We start from the raw sequence: 21,893 nt of genomic DNA on the forward strand, positions 1-21,893 counted from the left end.
ATGATAGCGAACGCACTAAAACAGTATAAATCGGTGGATTTGCAGGCAACTGTTCAGACCGCGTCACCGCATAAGTTGATTTCCATGCTACTGGCGGGTGCGCTTGAGGCCTATGCAAAGGGTAAGGGCGCAGCTGAGCGCAAGGATTTTGAAGCCCGTGCCAACCACTTAAATAAGGCGATGGAAATCGTCTTAGGCTTGAAAAGCTGCTTGGATATGGATCAGGGGGGTGAGGTATCTGAGAATCTGGATCGCCTCTATGACTATATTCTGATGAATACGCTGACAGCCAGTCGAAATAATGATGCGGAGTTGATTCAGGAGTTAATCGGTTTGCTTCTAGAAGTAAAAGAGGGCTGGGATGAAATGCCTTTAGAGTTTAGGCAATAGAGATTAGAAGATTGATTGTTAAAAAAGGGACTCATTTGCAGTCCCTTTTTTCTTATACGCTAGTGTTTCTTAGGCGATAGAGCGAATCAGTGTGATGCGTTCGGTCTTCGGGAGGAGAACTTGTATGGCTTTGCGACTGCGCACGTTAATGACCACGGGCGCTGCGAGGTTCGCTTGGATCGTTTGATGAGCAGGAATACTTTCGGCTTCAGAGGGTGTTGTGTTACCGTTTTTGTAAAGGAGTACCACCACAGCAAATTCATCTTGCTCTTGTAAGTCAATGAGTTGGCATTGCTCGTCGGACAGAATAAATTCATAACCCAAATTTAGCAGTTGTGGCTCCATCACGGAAAAGCACAGTTCTTCATCTTCAATAGACTGTAACCAGTGCACGGTGGGTTTGCCTTCTTCATGGAAAACTTTAAACCCCTTGCTGGATTCAAACCCCGGAAGCCCTTGAGGGAAGGTAATAATCTCATCGTCTTGAATCTCTTGGGGACCAAAGAGCGCGGTGTTGATTTGCATGTTCATTCCTTATCAGATGTTGTTAAAAGTGGGAATGCTAGCGGCTGATAACTTCTTCGACTCAGCTTAACTTAATTGCGCAAGATTGCCATGATTTACAGCAGGTTTTTGCGTGGGAGTTGATTCGAGGCTTGAGTATGCAGTCTCTGTGTTGGTTTATGCCGTGTGGCTGGCCTTCTCATGACGCAGGAGTAGGGCACTGAATTCAAGGAAGTCTGATAAGTGATGTTCGATAATGGCGATGGTGATCGGAAGTTGCAGGGTTTGGTAGTCATGTACGGCAATGTTGCGAAACCCAACCATGTTTTTTAGACGCTCTGCTAATTTTTTAGGGATGATATTTGCTTGAGCCAATACACAGAATACTTCACGTGAGCTTTGAGGTAATCCGAGTTTATGCTGGCGTATTAAGTGATTGCCGAGATCGAGAGCGGCTTCACAGGCGCGTTGAATGTTTAGAATTGCAGCGTCCTGGCGTGTGAAGTCTGCGCTGAAGGTTTCGGGGTCTTTGTAATATTCTTCTTGAGCCCGCGCTACACAGCGTTCGATGCTGGCTGATTTGTTCAATAAAACGTCATTGACCATAGATGCGCCCTTGGCGGTAGATGTCTTCTAGAAGTGGAGCGCGTGCTTCATCGAGCCGCATCTTTTCACTGATGATAAAGGTTTCATAGAGTTCGGCTTGGCTGTCGCGTGACCACCAAAGCTCACCGGTGGTGATGACTTGATATTGCATCACTGTGCTGGCTGCCCGTAAGTCTAAAAGATCGACCTCACATCCAGCCAGATCCACTAAGGTTTGTGCGAGTTGCCAGAGCTGAACGGGATCGGCATAACCTTCGACCAGCACGGCCAGATCGAGATCACTGTTTGCATGGACGGTACCTTGGATGCGACTGCCAAAGGCATAAATACCCAATAAGCGCGGAAGTTTAAGTTGGAGTTGGGTGATGATCTCTTTTTGTTTCATGCCATACCTTGACTGGATCAGTTCTTCTGATCAAGCCTGAGGGCTTTGACTTTATCTCCTGTCAGGCCCGAGGCTTGTACGATCTGAATATCGTTAAGTAGGTTTATGTTAATCAGATTGCGTGCCATCTCGCGCTTGGCTTCCATGCGGCCTTGTTGAATGCCGCGTTCTGCCTACGGCTCAGGCCATTTTTTGATGCGTTCAGACCACATATCAGGCACCTCATGTAAATCTTGTAGATCATTAAATTCTGGTAATTCCATTCCTAGGGCGCGATTAGCTACTAATACTCGGTGTATCCAAACGACAAAAACCCGTCGCAGTCCTCGCTGCTCAGAGGCTTGTAGTCATTCAATCAGAGAGCCTAGTACTTCAAGCATATCCTGTTCATCGCGGTTATGCTCGAATCGAAATAGGGCTGCAACCAAATTTCGCATGGTTTTCGACCATTCCGGCTGATTGACGATCGCGCCTTCGTCTGGAAGTAAATAGGAAAGGTTAGGGCAGTAGTGTTCTAGTTCACCCGGCACTAGTTCGACCAGTTCAGAGATATTTTGTGCCGTACTCCAGCGAGATTCGCCGTTATAGAGTACTAGGGGTAGCACGGGTGGGCGTTTTTCATTCGGAGTCAGGGCCTCCCAGGCTTCTTTAACAAACCCCGTTAGCAAATCCTTGACCATTTCAGGATCAGAGAAGAGCAGTTTGTAGTTGTTGTCGTCAGGAGTTGCCATGCTTATGCCTGCCGTATGGGACCTGTTTAATTAGGTCTTTTAGAGAGTAGATCAGGCACCCCAGGTAGCAATAGGGAAGCCTTGATAGTCCTCTTGGTGTTGCCAAATACGCTCATCCCAAGTGACTTTTGCATCACGATTAAAAATCACTAGATGTGCTTCATCGGCTCCGACCTGTTGGGCGTAATCGGTGGTTTGTTCTAAGCCTTTGCTCAGGGTGGTGTCTAAAGCCCCGCGTAGGATTTTGAGTTCAATGACGATGCGCTGCATTGGGCCATAAAAACCTTGCTGTTTATCCAGCGGCCATTCAATCAAGAGATCGGTACGTTTGCGCCCGAGGCCATACTCACGACTGATACGTCCACCCCCATTGATAATGCGCTGTAAAAACGCCTGCATCAGCAGTTGTGGGGCGGCTTCTTTATAATCAAAGCCTTCACTCCAGCTGTCGCTGTGTTCACGAAAGAACTGTTGGAAGGCTTTGAGGAGTTTGTGGGTGTTGAGCGAATGATCAGCGTTGATGTACCAGCTTTGTTCCTGCTCAGGGATGCGGGTTTGGGCAATCCAGCTGAGTTCGCGAGGAATAATCTCTTGATAGATACGATTACTGATCGCCACCTGGGGGTGGGTGGTGATGATGCCAAGATCTTCAACATATTGTTGATCATCTGCGATGATTTGGCTGATGGAAAGATCCTCCTCACTGCTGAGCAGGGCGCTGAGTACACGGTGAACTCTCGGCTCACGTAGTTTATCGGCCAGTTGATCGAGATGGGTGGCACGGGAGTAGATCAACCTTTGCCGTGCGGCTTTGTAATCTTCCAGTGTCAGGGCGTAGGTGCGATCACGTGCTTGACGATCATGCCAGGTGAGTTCATGCCCGAGCGCGTTGACTAACCAGGGTTGGCCTTGGGTATCGGCCCAAAGCTCTGGAAATATAGCAGGATCAAAGAGTTGACCCGTCTCTTCGGTATGCTGCAACCATAGGGCTTCACACTCCTGATAACTGAAGTTGCCCATGCGCAATGAAGCGGCTTTGATATTAAAAGCGCTGCCACCGGTGATGATTTCTGCGCCCTCCTGTTGCATTCGATAATCCCGTACATCGCGCACGCCACACAGAATAATCGCCTGAGGAAAAGCACTGGGGCGTTGTGCATAACCGGCGCGAATTTGGCGCAGCAAAGAGATGAGGGTATCACCCACCAGGGCATCGACTTCATCGAGTAATAAGATGGTGGGTTTTTCACTCGATTGCGCCCAGCGCTCAAGGAGTGAAGAGAGCTGATCTTGCGCAGGCAGGGCTTTGCCATCGGTTTGATACCAGAGTGCGAGCTCGGGATGGTTCAAATGCAGGCTGATCGACCGGGTAATCGCACTACAAACAGCCGGAATCCCTTGGGTTTCATCCCCGCGTGCGGCTTGTGCGCCTTCAATGTTGGCATAGGCGCAGGCATAACGGCCGGAGTTATTGAGTTCTTTCATCATCGCCAGTAAAGAGCTGGTTTTACCCGTCTGGCGCGGTGCATGCAGGACAAAATAACGCTTCTGCTGAATGAGAACCTGAATCTCTTCCCAGTCAACACGCTGCAGCGGATCGATATGGTAGTGATCTTCGATGATGGTTGGGCCGGCGGTGTTAAAAAAACGCGACATGGCAACTCTCGTGTTGAACATGAATGCACTGAGTATACAGTAAGTGGGAAAAGAATAACGCGAAGGTGGGCAGGAGCGGTAAGAGGAGGTGAGAGGTTCACAAGCGCATCCCTGCTAGATCCCCTCTCGTCGCTGACCTTCCTAGTTAGGCACCCCAAACAGACACGCTCTGCTCTTTCCAGGTGCTCTCGTCTTGCCAAATACGCTCATCCCAAGCGACTTTTGCATCACGATTAAAAATCACTAGATGCGCTTCATCGGCTCCGACCTGTTGGGCGTAATCAGTCGTTTGTTCTAAGCCTTTGCTCAGGGTGGTGTCTAAAGCCCCGCGTAGGATTTTGAGTTCAATGACGATGCGCTGCATCGGGCCATAAAAACCTTGCTGTTTATCCAGCGGCCATTCAATCAAGAGGTCGGTACGTTTGCGCCCGAGGCCATACTCACGACTGATACGTCCACCCCCATTGATGATGCGCTGTAAAAACGCCTGCATCAGCAGTTGCGGGGCGGCCTCTTTATAATCAAAGCCTTCACTCCAGCTGTCGCTGTGTTCACGGAAGAACTGTTGGAAAGCTTTGAGGAGTTTGTGGGTGTTGAGCGAATGATCAGCGTTGATGTACCAGCTTTGTTCCTGATTGGCGATGGTAGATTGTGTTGACCAAGTCAGCTCACGCGGAATGACTTCCTGATAGATCTTATTGCTGATCTGCACGCTAGGATAGGTTGTTACCAGCCCTAAATCTTCGACATAGAGCAGATCATCTTCTGGGAGGTTAAGACTGCTCTGTTCAGTATTGAGCAGCGCGCTGATCAGGCGATAAACACGTGGCTCCCTTAATTTATCGGCCAATTGATCGAGATGGGTGGCACGGGAGTAGATCAACCTTTGCCGTGCGGCTTTGTAATCTTCCAGTGTCAGGGCGTAGGTGCGATCACGTGCTTTACGATCATGCCAGGTGAGTTCATGCCCGAGCGCGTTGACTAACCAGGGCTGGCCTTGGGTATCGGCCCAAAGCTCTGGAAAGATGGCCGGCTCAAAGAGTTGACCCGTCTCTTCGGTATGCTGCAACCATAGGGCTTCACACTCCTGATAACTGAAGTTGCCCATGCGCAATGAAGCGGCTTTGATATTAAAAGCGCTGCCACCGGTGATGATTTCTGCGCCCTCCTGTTGCATTCGATAATCCCGTACATCGCGCACGCCACACAGAATAATCGCCTGAGGAAAAGCACTGGGGCGTTGTGCATAACCGGCGCGAATTTGGCGCAGCAAAGAGATGAGGGTATCACCCACCAGGGCATCGACTTCATCGAGTAATAAGATGGTGGGTAGAGGGGAGAGCTGTGCCCATTGTTGTAGTGTTTGCGTTAAACGATGTTGTGGGCTGAATGATTCTTTGTGCTTTTGATACCAGTCAAACAGAGCGGGCTGTTTAGTATGTAACTGAATGGCATTCACAATAGCATCACAGGCAGCCGGAATCCCTTGGGTTTCATCCCCGCGTGCGGCTTGTGCGCCTTCAATGTTGGCATAGGCGCAGGCATAACGGCCGGAGTTGTTGAGTTCTTTCATCATCGCCAGTAAAGAGCTGGTTTTACCCGTCTGGCGCGGTGCATGCAGGACAAAATAACGCTTCTGCTGAATGAGAACCTGAATCTCTTCCCAGTCAACACGCTGCAGCGGATCGATATGGTAGTGATCTTCGATGATGGTTGGGCCGGCGGTGTTAAAAAAACGCGACATGGCAACTCTCGTGTTGAACATGAATGCACTGAGTATACAGTAAGTGGGAAAAGAATAACGCGAAGGCGGGCAGGAGCGGTAAGAGGAGGTGAGAGGTTCACAAGCGCATCCCTGCTAGATCCCCTCTCGTCGCTGACCTTCCTTGTCAGCCGCCAATCTTCAGTAGAAGATTGGGCTTATTCGGCAATCTGAATCGTCCTGACTCTGATCACATCCCTGTGTGATTGCCTAGTTTTAGATTACTGCATCGCAACAAAATTGCCATAAAAATTTTTCTCAAAAAGGGTGAAAATGCCCTGTAAATTGGCGCTAATTCCTTTTGATTAGTGTCAAACTATTGACAAATTGGCTCAGCAAGGTAGTGTTCCGACAAGGGAAATGCAGGCCATCTGGGTATGAATGACTATAATTTTGACGCTTTGATTCTGGATGATCGTGAAGATCGTGCCGCGCAACTGCGCACTTGTCTCGAATATAGCGGATTGAGCTGTCATATTTTTGACTTTGTGGGCTGGTTACAGGCGAGCGCTCACTTTGATTTGAGCCGTATCGGGGTTGTGTTGGTTGGTACCAGCCAGTTACCCATCGCTTTGAGCCGATTGTTGGCGCAGTTGCAGTATGCGGATCAGCCTTTGCCCAAGCTTTTATTAGACACGCAGGCAGATCTTCCCGCGGAAGAACGTTTGAGTTTGGGGGTGTTAGGCGAGCTCACGCCGCCCTATCGCTGGGTGCAAATGCAAGATTACCTACATTTATGCACCACCTATCGCTCCGGTTTGCGGCCACAAGCCTTGGCGGAGGTGCGGGGTTTTGTCGGCCAGAGTCCAGGCATTTTAAAAATTCGTCAATTGATCGCTCAGGTCGCTGCGCGTGATGCCAGTGTCTTGATTACGGGCGAGTCGGGTACCGGTAAGGAGTTAGTGGCGCGTGCGTTGCATCAGCACTCAGCGCGCAATCAGGGGCCGTTTGTGCCCGTGAATTGTGGTGCCATTCCCGCCGAGTTGTTGGAAAGTGAACTCTTTGGGCATGAAAAAGGTGCCTTTACCGGCGCGATTTCGAGTCGTGCCGGACGCTTTGAGCTGGCGATGGGCGGTACGCTCTTTTTAGATGAAATTGGCGATATGCCTCTGCCGATGCAGGTGAAATTGTTACGCGTTTTGCAAGAACGGCAATTTGAACGTGTTGGTGGTACAAAAACATTGCAAGCTGATGTGCGTATTATTACGGCCACGCATAAAAATCTGGAAGCGATGATGGCGGCGGGAGATTTTCGTGAAGATCTTTATTATCGCTTGAATGTTTTTCCTATTGAAATGCCGCCTTTGCGTGAACGGGTAGATGATCTGCCTTTGCTCATTCATGAGTGTAATCAGCGCATGCAGGCTCAGGGTTTAAGTGCGGTGCAGTTGCATCCACAGGCTTTAAGCTCTTTACGCTTGCATCCTTGGCCTGGAAATGTGCGTGAACTGGTGAATCTGTTGGAGCGCTTGGCCATTGTTTATCCCGATGTCATCGTTGGGGTGTCTGAGTTACCGGCAAAGTTTCGGCATCTGGAAGAACCTGATCCTGCGCGCTACCACTCTCTTCTTGGTGATGTGCCATCACTTGATACGCCGCCGATTGAGGCTGTTTCAGGCCTAGTAAGGATTCAGCTGCCACGTGAAGGGATTGACTTAAAGGCGCATCTCGAGGAGCAGGAGCGGTTGTTGATTGAGCAGGCTTTGGATACAACGGGTCAAGTTGTGGCACAAGCGGCACGTCAGCTACAGATCCGCCGTACCACTTTGGTGGAGAAGATGCGCAAATATGGGATAGAGCGAGCATGATCGATCCACAACTGGATGCCCAAACTTGGGACCCTGCCGGAGCGGTACATCAAGGACGTTTACGCACCTTGACGCAAATGATGCCAACGGGCTTTTTGGTGATCGATAATCGTGGGCGGGTGATTGATGCGAATCCGGCGGCGCAGGAAGTGTTAGGGACGGAGCTTTTGAATCGCCCCTGGCTGGATATTATTCAAAGTTGTTTCGCGCCGCGACCGGATGACGGTCATGAGGTTTCGTTAAAAAATGGGCGGCGTGTCAGTTTGGCGACTCAGGCTTTACCGGATGAGCCAGGTCAGGTTGTCTTTATTACAGACCAAACCCAAACGCGCGACCTGCAAGCACGCTTGGCACAGTATCAACGCTTGTCAGAGATGGGGCGCATGATGGCGTCCTTAGCCCATCAGATCCGAACCCCCTTATCGGCGGCGCTGATTTATGCCACCCATTTGATGTCCGATGAACTCAACGATGAACAGCGTGTACGCTTTGCGGGCAAGGTTAAATCACGTCTGACGCATCTTGAGCAACAGGTGCGTGATATGTTGATTTTTGCACGCGGCGAAACGCGCTTAGAAGATCGTGTGCATGCCGATACGCTTCTTCTGCGTATCGAAGATCTATTAGATCAGCCTTTAGTGCAGCATGATGCGGATTGTGATTTTATCCCGGCCACAGAAAACTGTCTGATTCAATGCAATCTGGAAGCGCTATTAGGGGCTATTCTCAATCTTGTGAATAATGCCTTGCAAGCCAGCGGCCAGGGTGCACAGATACAGATACGGCTGTTTTGTGCAGAAGATCGGCTGCATATCTGTGTTGAAGATCGAGGTCCTGGCATGGATGCTCAGGCTTTACAAAAAGCCCAAGAGCCTTTTTACACGACAAAATCCCACGGCACGGGTTTAGGTCTGGCCATCGCTCAGGTGGTCGCGCAGGCTCATCATGGCGATTTTTATCTAAACTCCACGCCAGGCTTAGGCACTCAAGCCTGTCTATCCCTGCCTTGCATAGAAGAGTAGTGCGTCAGATGGCACAAGTATTAATAGTGGAAGATGATCAGGATCTGCGCGAAGCCCTGTGCGACACGCTGAGTTTGGCGGCGATCGATTGGTTGGACGCGGCGGATGCTGAAACGGCGCTGTGTCTGCTGGAAAAGCAGTCGGTGGATATGGTGGTGAGTGATGTCAATATGCCAGGTATGGATGGGCATGCATTATTAGGGCATCTGCGTCAGCTTTATCCTGGGATGCCTGTTGCGTTGATTACCGCCTATGGTCAGGTGCATAAAGCGGTTGAGGCGATCCAGCAAGGCGCCGTGGATTATTTGATGAAACCCTTTGAGCCGCAGCAGTTGGTGGCTTTGGTGAAGCGTCATACTCAGGGGCTAATGGGCGAAGTCGATCAGGCGGCGCCAATCGCCGAAGCACCGGCCAGTCGGCAATTATTGCAGTTGGCACGGCGAGTGGCGCAAACGGATTCTACTGTTTTGATTACTGGGGAATCCGGTACCGGCAAGGAGGTGCTGGCGCGTTATATACATCAGCATTCTTGTCGTGCCCAGGCACCGTTTATTGCCATTAACTGTGCCGCAATTCCTGAAAACATGCTTGAAGCCACGCTGTTTGGCCATGAGAAAGGGGCGTTTACCGGGGCTTTGCAGGCGGTACCCGGCAAATTTGAGCAAGCCAATGGCGGTACTCTTTTGCTGGATGAAATCAGTGAGATGGATGTAGGCTTGCAGGCCAAGCTTCTGCGCGTGCTCCAGGAGCAAGAGGTCGAGCGTATCGGCGGGCGGCGCTTAATTCAGTTAGATGTGCGTGTGTTGGCCACGAGTAACCGTGATCTGGTTGAGGCGGTTAAACAGCAGCGCTTTCGTGAAGATCTTTATTACCGCTTGAATGTGTTTCCATTGCAGTGGCCAGCTTTGCGCGAGCGGCGTGAGGATATACTTCCTTTGGCGCAGCGTTTATTGCTAACCCATGCCAGCAAGATGAAGCGTGCAGCCCCTCATTTCTCAGATCAGGCGCGTGCCTGTTTACAGGCCTATGATTGGCCGGGGAATGTACGTGAACTCGATAATGTGGTGCAGCGTGCCTTGATTCTCCAGACCGGATCGGAAATTCAGTTGGCCGATCTGCATTTATCCAGTCTAGCCTTGGATTTGTCCTGCGAGCGGGAAGCGCAAGCACCCATGCCGTCGAAGACGGTTGAGGATGAGGTCTTGATCCAAGGCGCGGGTAATTTGTTGGACCAAGATTTACGTCAACATGAGTATCAATTGATCCTGGATGTGCTGCGCAGCTGTCGCGGGAGTCGTAAGACGGCGGCTGAGCAGCTAGGGATTAGCCCGCGTACTCTGCGTTATAAGTTGGCGCGTATGCGTGAAGAAGGAATTGATCTGGATCGGCTGCTAGAAGGTAAGTGATGGCTCACTTCTTTTGATCTCTAGGACTAACGTAGCCCCCTTGATCAGACCAATGTCTAATTAAGGGGCTGCACCGGCTTCTGTATAAACATCATAACCCGTTTGTAGTGCGCCGGTATGCAACTGAATAATAAGAATCCTAAAGGGCGCCAAGGGTCGCATAACAACAAATCCTAAGCTAAGGGCATCTCCATGAGTGAAGAAAACGTATTTCCCGTCGATCCGGCTTTTGCGGCACAGGCTCACATCGATAACGCCAAGTATCTGGCCATGTATGAGCAGTCGATCAAAGATCCGGATGCGTTTTGGGGTGAGCAGGGTAAGCGTATTGATTGGATCAAGCCTTACACCCGAGTCAAAAACACCTCCTTTGACCCGCACAATGTTTCGATCAAGTGGTACGAAGACGGTACGTTGAACGTTTCTGCAAACTGTTTGGATCGTCATCTGGCGACCCGTGGTGATCAGGTTGCGATTATCTGGGAAGGTGATAACCCAGAAGAAGATGAAAAAATTACCTACCGTGAACTGCATGAGCGTGTGTGCCGTTTTGCCAATGCGCTGAAAGCTCAGGGTATCCAGAAGGGTGATGTCGTCACTCTGTATCTGCCCATGATCCCTGAAGCTGCTGTCGCGATGCTAGCTTGTACACGTATTGGTGCAATTCACTCCATCGTATTCGGTGGCTTCTCACCTGAAGCACTCTCTAGCCGTATCATCGGTGCGAAATCTAAGCTGGTAGTGACCTCTAACTACTCACTGCGTGGTGGTAAGCAGGTTCCTCTGAAAGCCAACGTTGATGAAGCGATTACTGAGCACGGTGCCGGTGAGTTTGCGAAAACAGTTGTGGTAGTTCAGCGTACGACAAAAGATGTTGCCTGGGATGCGGATCGTGATGTGTGGTATCACGAAGTCTGCGCCGCTGCTTCTGCAGATTGTGAGCCTGAAGAGATGAACGCTGAAGATCCGATGTTCATTCTTTACACTTCTGGCTCTACCGGACAGCCAAAAGGTCTGCAGCATACAACCGGTGGTTATCTTGTTTATGCATCCATGACGCACGAATACATCTTCGATTACCACGAAGGAGATGTGTATTGGTGTACAGCGGATGTGGGTTGGGTAACTGGCCACTCTTACATCGTTTACGGCCCTCTGGCGAATGGTGCCACAACGCTGATGTTTGAAGGTGTGCCAAGCTATCCCGATAACAGCCGTTTCGGTCGTGTGATTGAGAAACACAAGGTTAACCAGTTCTACACCGCACCGACTGCCATTCGTGCTTTGATGCAGCAGGGTGAAGATGTACTGGGTGATTCAGATCTGTCTAGCCTGAAACTTTTGGGCTCAGTGGGTGAGCCGATCAACCCAGAAGCCTGGACTTGGTACCACCGTATTTTCGGTAAAGGTAAGTGCCCAATCGTAGATACCTGGTGGCAGACTGAGACGGGCGGCATCATGATTGTACCACTGCCGGGTGCGACCCCAACTAAACCGGGTTCAGCGACACGCCCATTCTTTGGTGTGCAGCCTGCGCTGGTGGACAACGAAGGCAACGTGATTGAAGGTGCCGGTGAAGGTAATCTGGTGATCGGAGATTCTTGGCCAGGTCAGAGCCGCTCAATCTTTGGCGATCATGAGCGCTTTGTTCAGACCTATTTCTCAACCTTCAAGGGTTACTACACCACCGGTGACGGTGCGCGTCGTGATGAAGATGGTTACTACTGGATTACCGGTCGTGTCGATGACGTTATCAACGTATCCGGTCACCGTATGGGAACGGCTGAAGTTGAATCTGCACTGGTTGCGCATCCCGCAGTTGCTGAAGCGGCTGTGGTAGGTTATCCACATGAGCTGAAAGGTCAGGGTATCTACGTTTATGTGACGCTGAAATCTGGATACGATCAGTCAGATGAGTTGATGAAAGAGCTGCGTAACTGGGTGCGTTCTGAAATCGGTCCGATCGCATCACCTGATTTGATCCAGTTCGCTCCGGGGATGCCAAAAACACGTTCCGGTAAGATCATGCGCCGTATTCTGCGTAAGATTGCTGAAGATGATTTCAGTGCACTGGGCGACACCTCGACTCTGGCAGATCCATCCGTAGTAGATGATCTGATTGAGCATCGTCTGAATCGCAAAGGCTAAAAAAGCCGGTTGATTTAATAAAACTCCCCCCTGGCGCAGGTCAGGGGGGAGTTTTGCGTTTTAAGAGATGCTATCATGCAGCCTGTAACAATGTGGGCGTATATGAGGAAGATTATGCAACTGGCGCAAAAGGTTATTATTGCTGACGATCATCCCTTGTTTCGGGCAGCGTTAAAGCAGGCAGTGATGCAATCCGTTCCTGGCGTAGAAATTGTTGAAGCTGATTCCTTATCTGCTGTTCAGGGTGCCGCTGAACAGCACGCGGACGCTGATCTGATATTGCTTGATATCCACATGCCCGGTGCGCATGGTTTCTCTGGATTGGTTTTTTTACGTGGCCAGCATCCGTCTATCCCCGTTATTGTTGTGTCGGGCAGTGAAGAGCCGCATGTCATGAAGCGGGCGATGGATTATGGTGCATCGGGCTTTATTCCGAAGTCTGCGCCCCTAGAGGTGATCGCCGAAGCCATCACGCTGGTGCTTCAGGGTGAAGAGTGGTTGCCGCATGATGTAGAAGGTGTGGAAGATCTGCCAGAAGAGGATTATCAATTCGCTTCAGCGCTGGCTTCCTTGACGCCGCAGCAGTTCCGAGTACTGACGATGTTGACGGAAGGCTTGTTGAACAAGCAGATTGCTTATGAATTGAATGTCTCGGAAGCGACCATTAAAGCCCATGTTACCGCGATTTTGCGTAAGCTCGGTGTGCATAGTCGGACTCAGGCGGTCATTGCGGCTCAGCGTTTAGGCGTTGAGCCGGCAAAAACTGAACTCTAAAAAACTGAACTTTAATCGGTTCAAGGGATCGAGCTTAAGTGGGGCTTAGATAGGGCGATCAGTTCTGTACAAAGAATAGAGAATTTGAAGAGGCGGCGGATGCAATCTTTTGCATCCGCCGTTTTTTTGCGTGAATTGAGCCTGTTCACTTACTCGCGAGCTAAAGCAATCACCTTGTTAATCATCGCTCTCAGCGCTGCGGGTCGTACGGGTTTTGTCAGTAGATGCGCACCAAAATTTTCAATCTCCTCTTTGACCTCATCAGTGCGATCTGCGGTAATGACGATCGCGGGTATCGGGCGTTTCCAAAGTTCGTTCAACTGGGTTAGGGCCATGATGCCCGTGTTGACCTCACTGAGATGATAGTCCGCTAGAATGATGTCGGGTGTGAAACTCTGTTCACGAACTTGGCTTTCGGCCTCATCCGCACTTAAGGCCGTCACCACCTCACATGACCATCCCCTCAAGAGTGCGCTCATGCCTTCGAGAATTTTGGGTTCGTTATCTATGACCAAGACCTTGATGCCGTTCAAGCCTTTACTGCGAATCCAACCGCGCTGTTCAGGTTTGTTGCGGACTGCTAGGTTGGCATCACCTAAGGGTACGCGGATACTGAATACCGATCCCTTACCTTGCCAAGAGCGTACCTGAATCTCATGGCCGAGCATGCGGGCGATACGCTCAGTGATGGCTAAGCCCAAACCTAAGCCTTTTACCTGAGTATGGCGCGGATTATCGATGCGTTTAAACTCTTCGAAAATTTCACCGAGTTTATGTTCTGGAATGCCTACCCCCGTATCCCATACCTCTAGCGTTAGAAACGGTCCCTGACGACGTGCGCCCAACAAGACTTTGCCTTGTTGGGTATAGCGCATGGCATTGGAAAGGAAGTTTTGTAGGATACGACGCAGGAGCGCGGGATCGGAGTAAACCACCTGATGGCAATTGACGTGGCGAAAGGTCAGTTTACGTTCAGCGGCAAGCACGGTGAATTCGGCGCTAAGATTATTAAACAGAGTTTCCAAGGCAAAATGGCAGGGCGCTGGCTCTAAGGCACCGGCATCCAATTTCGAGATGTCGAGAATGGTGGTAATCAGCTCCTCTGCCGCGCGCAGTGAGCCATCCAGGTTTTCAACGAGCTGATTCACTTCGGGTGCATAGCTATGCTGCGCCAGAGCTGAAGTAAACAAACGCGCAGCATTTAAAGGCTGCAGCAGATCATGGCTGGCTGCGGCTAAAAAGCGAGTTTTACCTAGGTTGGCGGCCTCTGCTTCCGACTTAGCTTGGCGCAGCTCATCCTCAATCAAGGCGCGGATGGTGTTTTCTTTACGCAGCTCTTTATTCACCACGGACAGCGCGTGGGTGCGTTCGCGGACGCGTTGCTCAAGGTTCTCGTTGGTTTCTTGTAGCGCTTGTTCCGCTTTGCGGCGCTCGGTGATGTCTTGGTACAGGGTGAAATATCCCAGTAGATCACCGTGCTCACCCATGTGGGGAATGTAGGTCACTTCAGCAAAACGTATGCTGCCATCCTTAGTTGGCAAGCGCGTCTCAAAACGCTGGCGCTCCCCCTTTAAGGCCTTGTCAATATATTGACGCCGGTATTCGTACTCATGTGGAGGTAAAACCTTGTAGCAAGGAAGACCGGCGATCTTGTGGCGATCGACATTAAAAGTATCGGCATAGGCCTTGTTCACAAATAAATAGTTCATCTGTGGATCAAGGTAAGCGATTAACACCGGAACATTGTCCGTGTAGATACGAATGTTTTGCTCGCTTTCACGCAAGGCTTCTTCAATGCGCTTTTGTTCTGTGACATCCATGTAGGTGTTGACGTAACCACCATTTGGCATGGGGTTGCCACGTATCACCAAGACACTCCCGTCGGGGCGCTGGCGTTCATAGGAGTGTGGCAGGCTGTCTTGCAGTAGGCTCAAGCGCGCTTTGACATGTTCTTCCACCGCGCCTGGGCCATATTCGCCTTTGCGTGCGTTGTGGCGGAAAATATCTTCGATGGGTCGGCCAACACAGATGAGTCCATCAGGATAGTTAAACATCTCAACGTATTTGCGGTTCCAGGCTACTAGGCGCATCTGCTGGTCTACCACGCTAATACCCATGCCGATATTTTCAATCGTGGACTGCAGGAGTGAACGGTTGAATCTTAAGGCTTGTGAGGCTTCGTCTACGATGGCCACCACATCTCCGATTTGCATCTCCTTACCGCGTAGAGTGGAGTCCATCACAATGCGTGCAGAGGAAGCGCCGATCACGCCGGCCAGTAAACGTTCCGTGTATTGGATGAGCTCAGGGCTCGCTTTGTCGCCGGACAAAGGATAGGTCTCGCCACGTTTGAGGGCGAAGCCGGTAAAGGCATGTTGAGTACGGCTACTTCCAAGGAAGCGTTCGGTCAGAGTTTGCAGATCGCCTACTGAGACTTGGCCAAATAGCCGGGATTGGTCGGACAGATCTTTGTTATACACATTCAGGAAAGCACTCGCCTGAATGCGATCGACTAAACGGCTGCGAGACCAACGTGACACCAGAATATAAAAGAAAATATTCAGGCTAAGGCTCCAGAGAACACCGTGGGTTAGCGGATCCAGTCCACTTAGGCCAAATAATGAAGTCGGTTGCAGCCAAAGCGCCATCCCTTCTGTGGGGGGGAGGAGCGCATCGATACCCCCGGGAATCACACCTGCGGCACGCATGGTGGGGAGAACCAGTGTGTATGTCCAAAGTAACATACCAATGATCATGCCGGCGAGTACGCCCTGGCGAGTGCCGTGCTGCCAGTAGATGCCGCCGATGATGGCCGGTAGAAACTGCACTGCCGCGACAAAAGCCAAGAGCCCGAACGAGGCGAGTGGGCCATGATCCCCGAAAATACGATAGTAAAAGTACGCCAATAGCATCAAGCATAAGATGGTGATTCGACGGACACGCAACAATAAGGCACCGAGGTCGCTGGCTTGAGATAAGCGTAACCAGCGAATGCGGAAGAGCAGCGGCATGATGATATCGTTGCAGACCATGGTGGAGAGGGTGATGCTGGCCACAATGACCATACTGGTGGCAGCCGAGAGTCCGCCGATAAAGGCAAAAATGGCCAAATAATCCCAGCCTGCTATCAAGGGAAGCATTAACACATAGGAGTCGGCATCTGTACGGGTGCCTGCGAAAATATCCAATCCTGCCACGGCAATGGGTAACACAAAGAGACCGAGTAGAAAGAGGTAAAGTGGGAAAAGCCAGCGCGCCATTAATAGATTACGGGGGTTGGTATTTTCGACGACGGTGACATGAAATTGACGCGGTAAGCAGATGACGGCTGCACAAGCGAGTAAGATTTCAGTTAAAAAGCTCTTGCCAAAAGGACTCTGGAAATTCGGATTGACCTGAAGTTGATGTGCCACCAACCCTAAAGCTTGGCCTGGGCTCTCGAAGAGGAAAAAAATCACAAAGAAACCCACGGCAAGAAACGCGGTGAGCTTGACCATCGACTCAAAAGCTACCGCGAGCACCAACCCAGGATGGTGCTCGGTCGCATCGATGTGGCGTGTACCAAACAAAATGCTGAAGATCGCCATTAAGAGCGCGACAAACAGCGCGGTATCGCTGCCTTTGCTTAAAGCTTCTGTTGCGCCGGGCGCGATAGCGTTATAGCTGATGGCGACGGCTTTGAGTTGTAGGGCGATATAGGGCATGGTGCCCAGCACGGCAATAATGGTGACAAGTACCGCAAGGCTCTGGCTTTTGCCGTAGCGTGAAGAGATAAAGTCCGCAATGGTGGTGATGTTCTGCTGTTTGCTGACCAAGATGATTTTCTCGATCATGCGCCAGCCCAAAATAAAGACCAGTATCGGGCCAAGATAGGTGGCCATAAACTCCCAGCCCGTTGTTGAAGCACGGCCGACAGCACCGTAAAAAGTCCAGGAGGAACAATAAACGGCCAAGGATAAAGAGTAGATGACCGGGTGGCTTGCCCAGCGTTGTCCTGTCGCGCTTTTGTCACCATAGTAGGCAATCGCAAAAAGGAGGATGAGGTAGGCGATGGAAATGAGGATGATCAGCCAGCCGGAAAGCATGATAGGACTCATCTAGGTGAAAGAATTTGCTATAGTGTACTGCTTAGGTCGCTTGAGCGCAGCGCTCAGACGATTTTCTTATAATACCATTGTCGGGTGTGTCGGTTTTTTTATCACTAGCGGATTGAGAGGGATTGGCCTAAAGCCCCCGTTTTGTGCTGCTCTTTTCCGCTTCTCGCCATATTTCAGTAATAAAATCAGAGGCTTCAGACTAAAGTCGGGGCTTTTCTTTTACATTGTCTCTTTGTTAGATTGACCCTGTAATTTTCTTAACTCCCAATAACAACAAAACGGAGAACGGCAATGGCAGATGATAAAGCAAATGCTGCTGCGTACTGGAAGGCGAACGTTCGCCTCATAACATGGAGCCTGGTGGTTTGGGCTCTGGTCTCTTATGGTTTTGCCATACTTTTACGTCCAATGCTGGCAGGCATTCCAATCGGTGGTACCGACTTGGGTTTCTGGTTTGCTCAGCAGGGATCAATCCTCACGTTCATCGCGATCATTTTCCATTATGCGTGGAGACTGAACAAGCTGGACAAAGAATTCGGTGTTGAGGAGTAAGGCAGAATGAGTCAATTTGCAATCAACCTGATATTCGTGGGTGCATCCTTCGCCCTTTATATCGGTATCGCGATCTGGGCTCGCGCCGGATCTACTAAGGAATTCTACGTTGCGGGCGGGGGTGTAAACCCGATCACCAACGGTATGGCGACCGCAGCGGACTGGATGTCTGCAGCTTCCTTCATCTCTATGGCGGGTTTGATCGCAGCCGGTGGTTATGCGAACTCTACCTTCTTGATGGGCTGGACAGGGGGTTATGTACTGCTGGCGATGCTGTTGGCACCTTACCTGCGTAAGTTTGGTAAGTTCACTGTACCTGACTTCATCGGTGACCGTTTCTACAGCCGTGGTGCACGTCTGACAGCGGTTATCTGTTTGATTGTGATGTCAGTGACTTACGTAATCGGTCAGATGACAGGTGCTGGTGTAGCCTTCTCGCGCTTCTTGGAAGTGAGCAGTGCTGCGGGTATCTGGATTGCAGCGGCAATCGTATTCCTCTATGCCGTATTCGGCGGTATGAAGGGTATCACTTACACCCAGGTGGCTCAGTACGTTGTACTGATCATCGCTTACACCATTCCTGCTGTGTTCATCTCTCTGCAGCTGACCGGCAACCCAATTCCTCCTTTGGGTCTGTTTGGTACGCATGTTGAATCCGGTATTCCGCTTCTGGAAAAGCTGGACGAAGTTGTTCGTGAACTGGGCTTCCGTGATTACACCGCTGATGTAGACAATAAATTGAACATGGTTCTGTTTACACTGTCTCTGATGATCGGTACTGCGGGTCTGCCACACGTAATCATCCGTTTCTTCACAGTGCCTAAAGTTGCTGATGCGCGTTGGTCTGCAGGTTGGACACTGGTCTTCATCGCTCTGTTGTACCTGACAGCGCCTGCTGTTGCGTCTATGGCGCGTTTGAACCTGTTGACTACTATCTACCCAGATGGCCCACAGGCTCCAGCTCTGGATTATGAAGCACGTCCTGACTGGGTGAAAACCTGGGAACAGACTGGTCTGATCCGTTGGGAAGATAAGAACGAAGATGGTCGTATCCAGTTGTACAACGATGCTAATGCGGCTTTCGCTCCAACAGCTGAAGCGCGTGGCTGGTCTGGTAACGAGTTGACTGTAAACAACGATATCCTGGTATTGGCTAACCCAGAGATTGCGAATCTGCCAGGTTGGGTTATCGGTTTGATTGCAGCGGGTGGTATTGCGGCGGCACTGTCAACCGCGGCGGGTCTGTTGTTGGCGATCTCTTCGGCGATCAGTCATGACTTGATCAAAAACATCATCAACCCGAACATCAGTGAGAAGGGTGAAATGATGGCGGCGCGTATCTCCATGGCCGGTGCGATTCTGCTGGCAACATGGTTGGGTCTGAATCCACCGGGCTTCGCGGCTCAGGTTGTGGCACTGGCCTTCGGTATTGCGGCGGCGTCTCTGTTCCCTGCGCTGATGATGGGTATCTTCTCTAAGCGTGTGAACGACAAGGGTGCGATTGCAGGTATGGTTGCGGGTCTGTTGTCGACTGTGATCTATATCTTCCTGTTCTTGGGTTGGTTCTTCATCCCTGGTACGGCAACCTTCGCTAACACTCCGGATAACTGGTTGTTTGGTATCTCCCCACTGTCCTTCGGTGCTGTGGGTGCGGTGATCAACTTTGCAGTGGCTTACGGCGTCTCTCTGATGACTGAAGAACCTCCACAGGAGATTCAGGATCTGGTTGAGAGCGTACGTACTCCAAAAGGTGCTGGCGCTGCGTTGGATCACTAAGTAATAATACGGCCCGAAGCCAGATCCCGTATCTGACCCAAGGTTGAAGTAGACATCGGGCTTCCAACTGGAAGCCCGATTTTTTTGAGGATACAACTATGTTTTGGCATCTGATTGCCGCCATTATTGCTGCTGTAGGTGGCGCCGGTGTTGCGCTCTTATTACGTGCGCTGACGCGTAAGCTCTTGCCGAAATGGATTATTCCAGTCTTTGCGGGTTTAGGGATGCTCGCCTATACCATTCACTATGAATACACCTGGTTTGACTATAAAGAAGCGCGTTTGCCGCAAGGCTCTGTGGTTGTGGCGAGTGAAAAGGGGGCAATGTTTTGGCGTCCTTGGACACTTCAGTTTCCGATGGCGCTTGTGTATACCGTTCTGGACGGTGCGAACGCTCAGGTGACGGATACGGATCAGGGGCGTGTGGCGCGTTTTGTACTCTATCGCTTTGAGAAGCAGCATCTATTATCGACGGTGACCAGCAGTGCGCATCAGCTGCTCTGTACCGAGCAGGTGATGTTTCGTTTAAATGAAGAAGGTTTGGCGCAGTTTAATACCCTCACAGAGTTGGAATTTAATGATCCTCTGTATCAGGCCTTGTGCTCAGACTCGGGGCGGTAAATTTTTCTTAAACAGGGTTTGAGAAGGCATGTCAGCTGTCCATAACGCTTTCTCGACACGAGCACTGGGAATGGCCAGTGCCGCCGATTGGTTGTCGGCGGCCTCTGTTTTGGCTTTAGTCGGGCTCATGAGTCATTGGCCACGGGACGCTTCGCTTTTTATTTTCGCTTGGTTAATCGGCTATTTGCTGTTAGCCGTTTGGTTCGCGCCTCATCTGCGCGCTCCGGGGCAGATGACGATATCGGGTGTGCTGCGCGAGCACTTTGCTTCCCGAGCCTTGGGCCTTTGCAGTCTGCTGGCTGTGCTCTTGATTACCTTTATTTACCTAGTTGCTCAGTTACGCGGGTTGGGGATTCTGTTTTCACGCTATCTTGAATTGCCCCGTACTGCAGGGATCTGGGTGGGTGTTTTGCTGCTGGGGTTTTATACCCTGTTTGGTCAGGTGAAAGGCTTTGCCTTGCCGCGTATCTTGCAATACGGCTTTATTCTGACGGCGATGCTTCTGGCCGTTCTTTTCATCTCTGAACAACTCAATGGTCATTTTCTCTCTTTAGGTGTTTTTTTACCTCAGGCGTTAGCTGGGGTGGATCATTCTTTGCTAAGCCTTTTTCAGCAGTTGCAGGCTGAGGAAGCATCGGTTTGGTTTATCGGGCAATGGTCTTGGGTAGAGTCGGTTTTGGTGTTCTTAGCTTTGGTGGCTGGCACACTGGTGTTACCTCACGCCAGTTTACGCTTTTTTAATATGCCCAATTCACAAGTCGCGCGTAAAACGGCAGCTTGGGCTTTATTCTGGATCGCTTTGTTGTATAGCTTGATCCCTTTTCTGGCGATCATGGCGGAATGGCAGCTGCGGCAGGTAACGGAGCAAGAGCAAAATATAGAGCGCACGCAGATGCCTGTTCCTCCTAGTTTGTTGGCTTGGGAGCAAAGTGGTTTTGTTCGCTGGTTGGACCCTTTGCCAGTTGTACAGGAGCTGCCCAGCGATTTAGAAATCGCCTTGAGTGAAGAGGCGCATAAACAAGCACTGGCAGCGGCTTTATTAACAGAACTTGATCTTGAGCAAGTGCCACCTCAGCCAAAATTGTATATTGATCGAGATATTCTTTTGTTGGCGGCACCCGAGATGGCACAGATCTCGGCGTGGGTAATCGCGTGGCTTGCCGCAGCGGTGTTGCTGGCTTCTTTGTCGAATGCGGCCACTATGTTGAATCTTGTCTCCACGACGCTGGCACGAGAAACCGTCATGGCTTGGCGTAAAAGGCCTTTATCGATACGGCGTGAATCGATGTTGGCGCGTTGGGTTCTTTGTGGTGTTTTGCTGCTTGCCGCGTGGGTGGCTTTTTATCCAGTAGGTAGTTTGTTGGATTGGGTGGCTTTGGCTTTTGCATTAGCTGCCGCCGCGCTCTTCCCGCCGGTTTTGATTCGTGTGTTAGGTTGGCAGGTGGCGAAGACTTGGGTAGTCGCTTTGGTGTCGGTCAGTTTAGTGATCACGCTGGGTTATGGTCTTTGGGATTTTGTGGAGCCTCAGGCCTTGAGTTTACCTGTTCTGGCGTTTGCGGCTTTAGTCATGTTGACGCATTTAGGTCTGTACAGGATAGTGAGAAGAGGATTTTTTCCGGCTGAGAAGATCCCGAGCGAACAATAATAATCAAACGG

At 50.7% G+C, this 21,893-nt stretch carries 17 protein-coding genes; 10 read left to right on the forward strand and 7 right to left on the reverse strand.

Annotated features, from left to right (window positions below; genetic code table 11):
* Positions 1 to 390 (forward strand): flagellar export chaperone FliS, encoded by a 390-nt coding sequence (gene fliS / locus E1H14_RS02425; protein WP_149389844.1) that lies wholly within the window; start codon positions 1 to 3, stop codon positions 388 to 390.
* 69 nt (positions 391 to 459) lie between these two features.
* Here the strand turns inward: fliS and fliW are convergent, their stop codons facing one another.
* The 6 genes from fliW to E1H14_RS02455 form a co-directional block, all read right to left on the reverse strand.
* Positions 460 to 915 (reverse strand): flagellar assembly protein FliW, encoded by a 456-nt coding sequence (fliW, locus tag E1H14_RS02430; RefSeq protein ID WP_160142003.1) that lies wholly within the window; start codon positions 913 to 915, stop codon positions 460 to 462.
* A 156-nt stretch (positions 916 to 1,071) separates the two neighbouring features.
* Entirely contained in the window at positions 1,072 to 1,500 is a 429-nt protein-coding gene (gene hepT, locus E1H14_RS02435) for a type VII toxin-antitoxin system HepT family RNase toxin (protein ID WP_149389846.1), read from the reverse strand.
* Entirely contained in the window at positions 1,490 to 1,885 is a 396-nt protein-coding gene (mntA, locus tag E1H14_RS02440) for a type VII toxin-antitoxin system MntA family adenylyltransferase antitoxin (protein WP_149389847.1), read from the reverse strand. Before mntA ends, hepT begins: the two co-directional genes overlap by 11 nt.
* A gap of 347 nt (positions 1,886 to 2,232) precedes the next feature.
* A complete protein-coding gene (locus E1H14_RS13205) occupies positions 2,233 to 2,616 on the reverse strand; it encodes an Rpn family recombination-promoting nuclease/putative transposase (RefSeq protein ID WP_235017361.1) in 384 nt (127 codons plus the stop codon).
* A 51-nt stretch (positions 2,617 to 2,667) separates the two neighbouring features.
* Complete coding sequence (locus E1H14_RS02450; RefSeq protein WP_149389848.1) at positions 2,668 to 4,272, reverse strand: AAA-like domain-containing protein; 1,605 nt, start codon at positions 4,270 to 4,272, stop codon at positions 2,668 to 2,670.
* Between the two features lie 145 nt (positions 4,273 to 4,417).
* Positions 4,418 to 6,016, reverse strand: a complete 1,599-nt coding sequence (locus E1H14_RS02455) for a P-loop NTPase family protein (RefSeq protein WP_149389849.1) — start codon at positions 6,014 to 6,016, stop codon at positions 4,418 to 4,420.
* A gap of 395 nt (positions 6,017 to 6,411) precedes the next feature.
* Between E1H14_RS02455 and E1H14_RS02460 the strand changes: the two genes are divergently transcribed.
* From E1H14_RS02460 to E1H14_RS02480, 5 genes are all read left to right on the forward strand, one after another.
* The gene (locus E1H14_RS02460) at positions 6,412 to 7,842 is read left to right on the forward strand and encodes a sigma-54 interaction domain-containing protein (protein ID WP_149389850.1); all 1,431 of its coding nucleotides are present in this window, start codon (positions 6,412 to 6,414) and stop codon (positions 7,840 to 7,842) included.
* Entirely contained in the window at positions 7,839 to 8,864 is a 1,026-nt protein-coding gene (locus E1H14_RS02465; protein WP_149389851.1) for a sensor histidine kinase, read from the forward strand. Before E1H14_RS02460 ends, E1H14_RS02465 begins: the two co-directional genes overlap by 4 nt.
* 8 nt (positions 8,865 to 8,872) lie before the next feature.
* On the forward strand, positions 8,873 to 10,270 hold the full coding sequence (locus E1H14_RS02470) for a sigma-54-dependent transcriptional regulator (RefSeq protein ID WP_149389852.1): 1,398 nt from the start codon (positions 8,873 to 8,875) through the stop codon (positions 10,268 to 10,270).
* Positions 10,271 to 10,462: 192 nt separating this feature from the next.
* A complete protein-coding gene (gene acs, locus E1H14_RS02475; protein WP_149389853.1) occupies positions 10,463 to 12,418 on the forward strand; it encodes an acetate--CoA ligase in 1,956 nt (651 codons plus the stop codon).
* Positions 12,419 to 12,532: 114 nt separating this feature from the next.
* Positions 12,533 to 13,192 carry a response regulator transcription factor gene (locus tag E1H14_RS02480; RefSeq protein WP_149389854.1) on the forward strand — a complete coding sequence of 220 codons (660 nt, stop codon included), beginning with the start codon at positions 12,533 to 12,535 and terminating at the stop codon, positions 13,190 to 13,192.
* Between the two features lie 149 nt (positions 13,193 to 13,341).
* On the opposite strand, the gene E1H14_RS02485 is transcribed toward E1H14_RS02480, so the two are convergent.
* Positions 13,342 to 17,277, reverse strand: a complete 3,936-nt coding sequence (locus tag E1H14_RS02485) for a hybrid sensor histidine kinase/response regulator (protein WP_149389855.1) — start codon at positions 17,275 to 17,277, stop codon at positions 13,342 to 13,344.
* Between the two features lie 303 nt (positions 17,278 to 17,580).
* Here E1H14_RS02485 and E1H14_RS02490 point away from each other — a divergent pair, with 303 nt between their 5' ends.
* The 4 genes from E1H14_RS02490 (at position 17,581) to E1H14_RS02505 (ending at position 21,882) form a co-directional block, all read left to right on the forward strand.
* Positions 17,581 to 17,841 (forward strand): DUF4212 domain-containing protein, encoded by a 261-nt coding sequence (locus E1H14_RS02490; RefSeq protein ID WP_149389856.1) that lies wholly within the window; start codon positions 17,581 to 17,583, stop codon positions 17,839 to 17,841.
* A 6-nt stretch (positions 17,842 to 17,847) separates the two neighbouring features.
* Positions 17,848 to 19,617, forward strand: a complete 1,770-nt coding sequence (locus E1H14_RS02495) for a sodium:solute symporter family protein (protein WP_149389857.1) — start codon at positions 17,848 to 17,850, stop codon at positions 19,615 to 19,617.
* Between the two features lie 98 nt (positions 19,618 to 19,715).
* Positions 19,716 to 20,237 (forward strand): hypothetical protein, encoded by a 522-nt coding sequence (locus E1H14_RS02500; RefSeq protein ID WP_149389858.1) that lies wholly within the window; start codon positions 19,716 to 19,718, stop codon positions 20,235 to 20,237.
* A gap of 28 nt (positions 20,238 to 20,265) precedes the next feature.
* Complete coding sequence (locus tag E1H14_RS02505) at positions 20,266 to 21,882, forward strand: sodium:solute symporter family transporter (RefSeq protein ID WP_149389859.1); 1,617 nt, start codon at positions 20,266 to 20,268, stop codon at positions 21,880 to 21,882.
* Positions 21,883 to 21,893 lie beyond the last annotated feature (11 nt).

Source organism: Nitrincola tapanii (assembly GCF_008368715.1).
Taxonomy (GTDB): domain Bacteria; phylum Pseudomonadota; class Gammaproteobacteria; order Pseudomonadales; family Balneatricaceae; genus Nitrincola; species Nitrincola tapanii.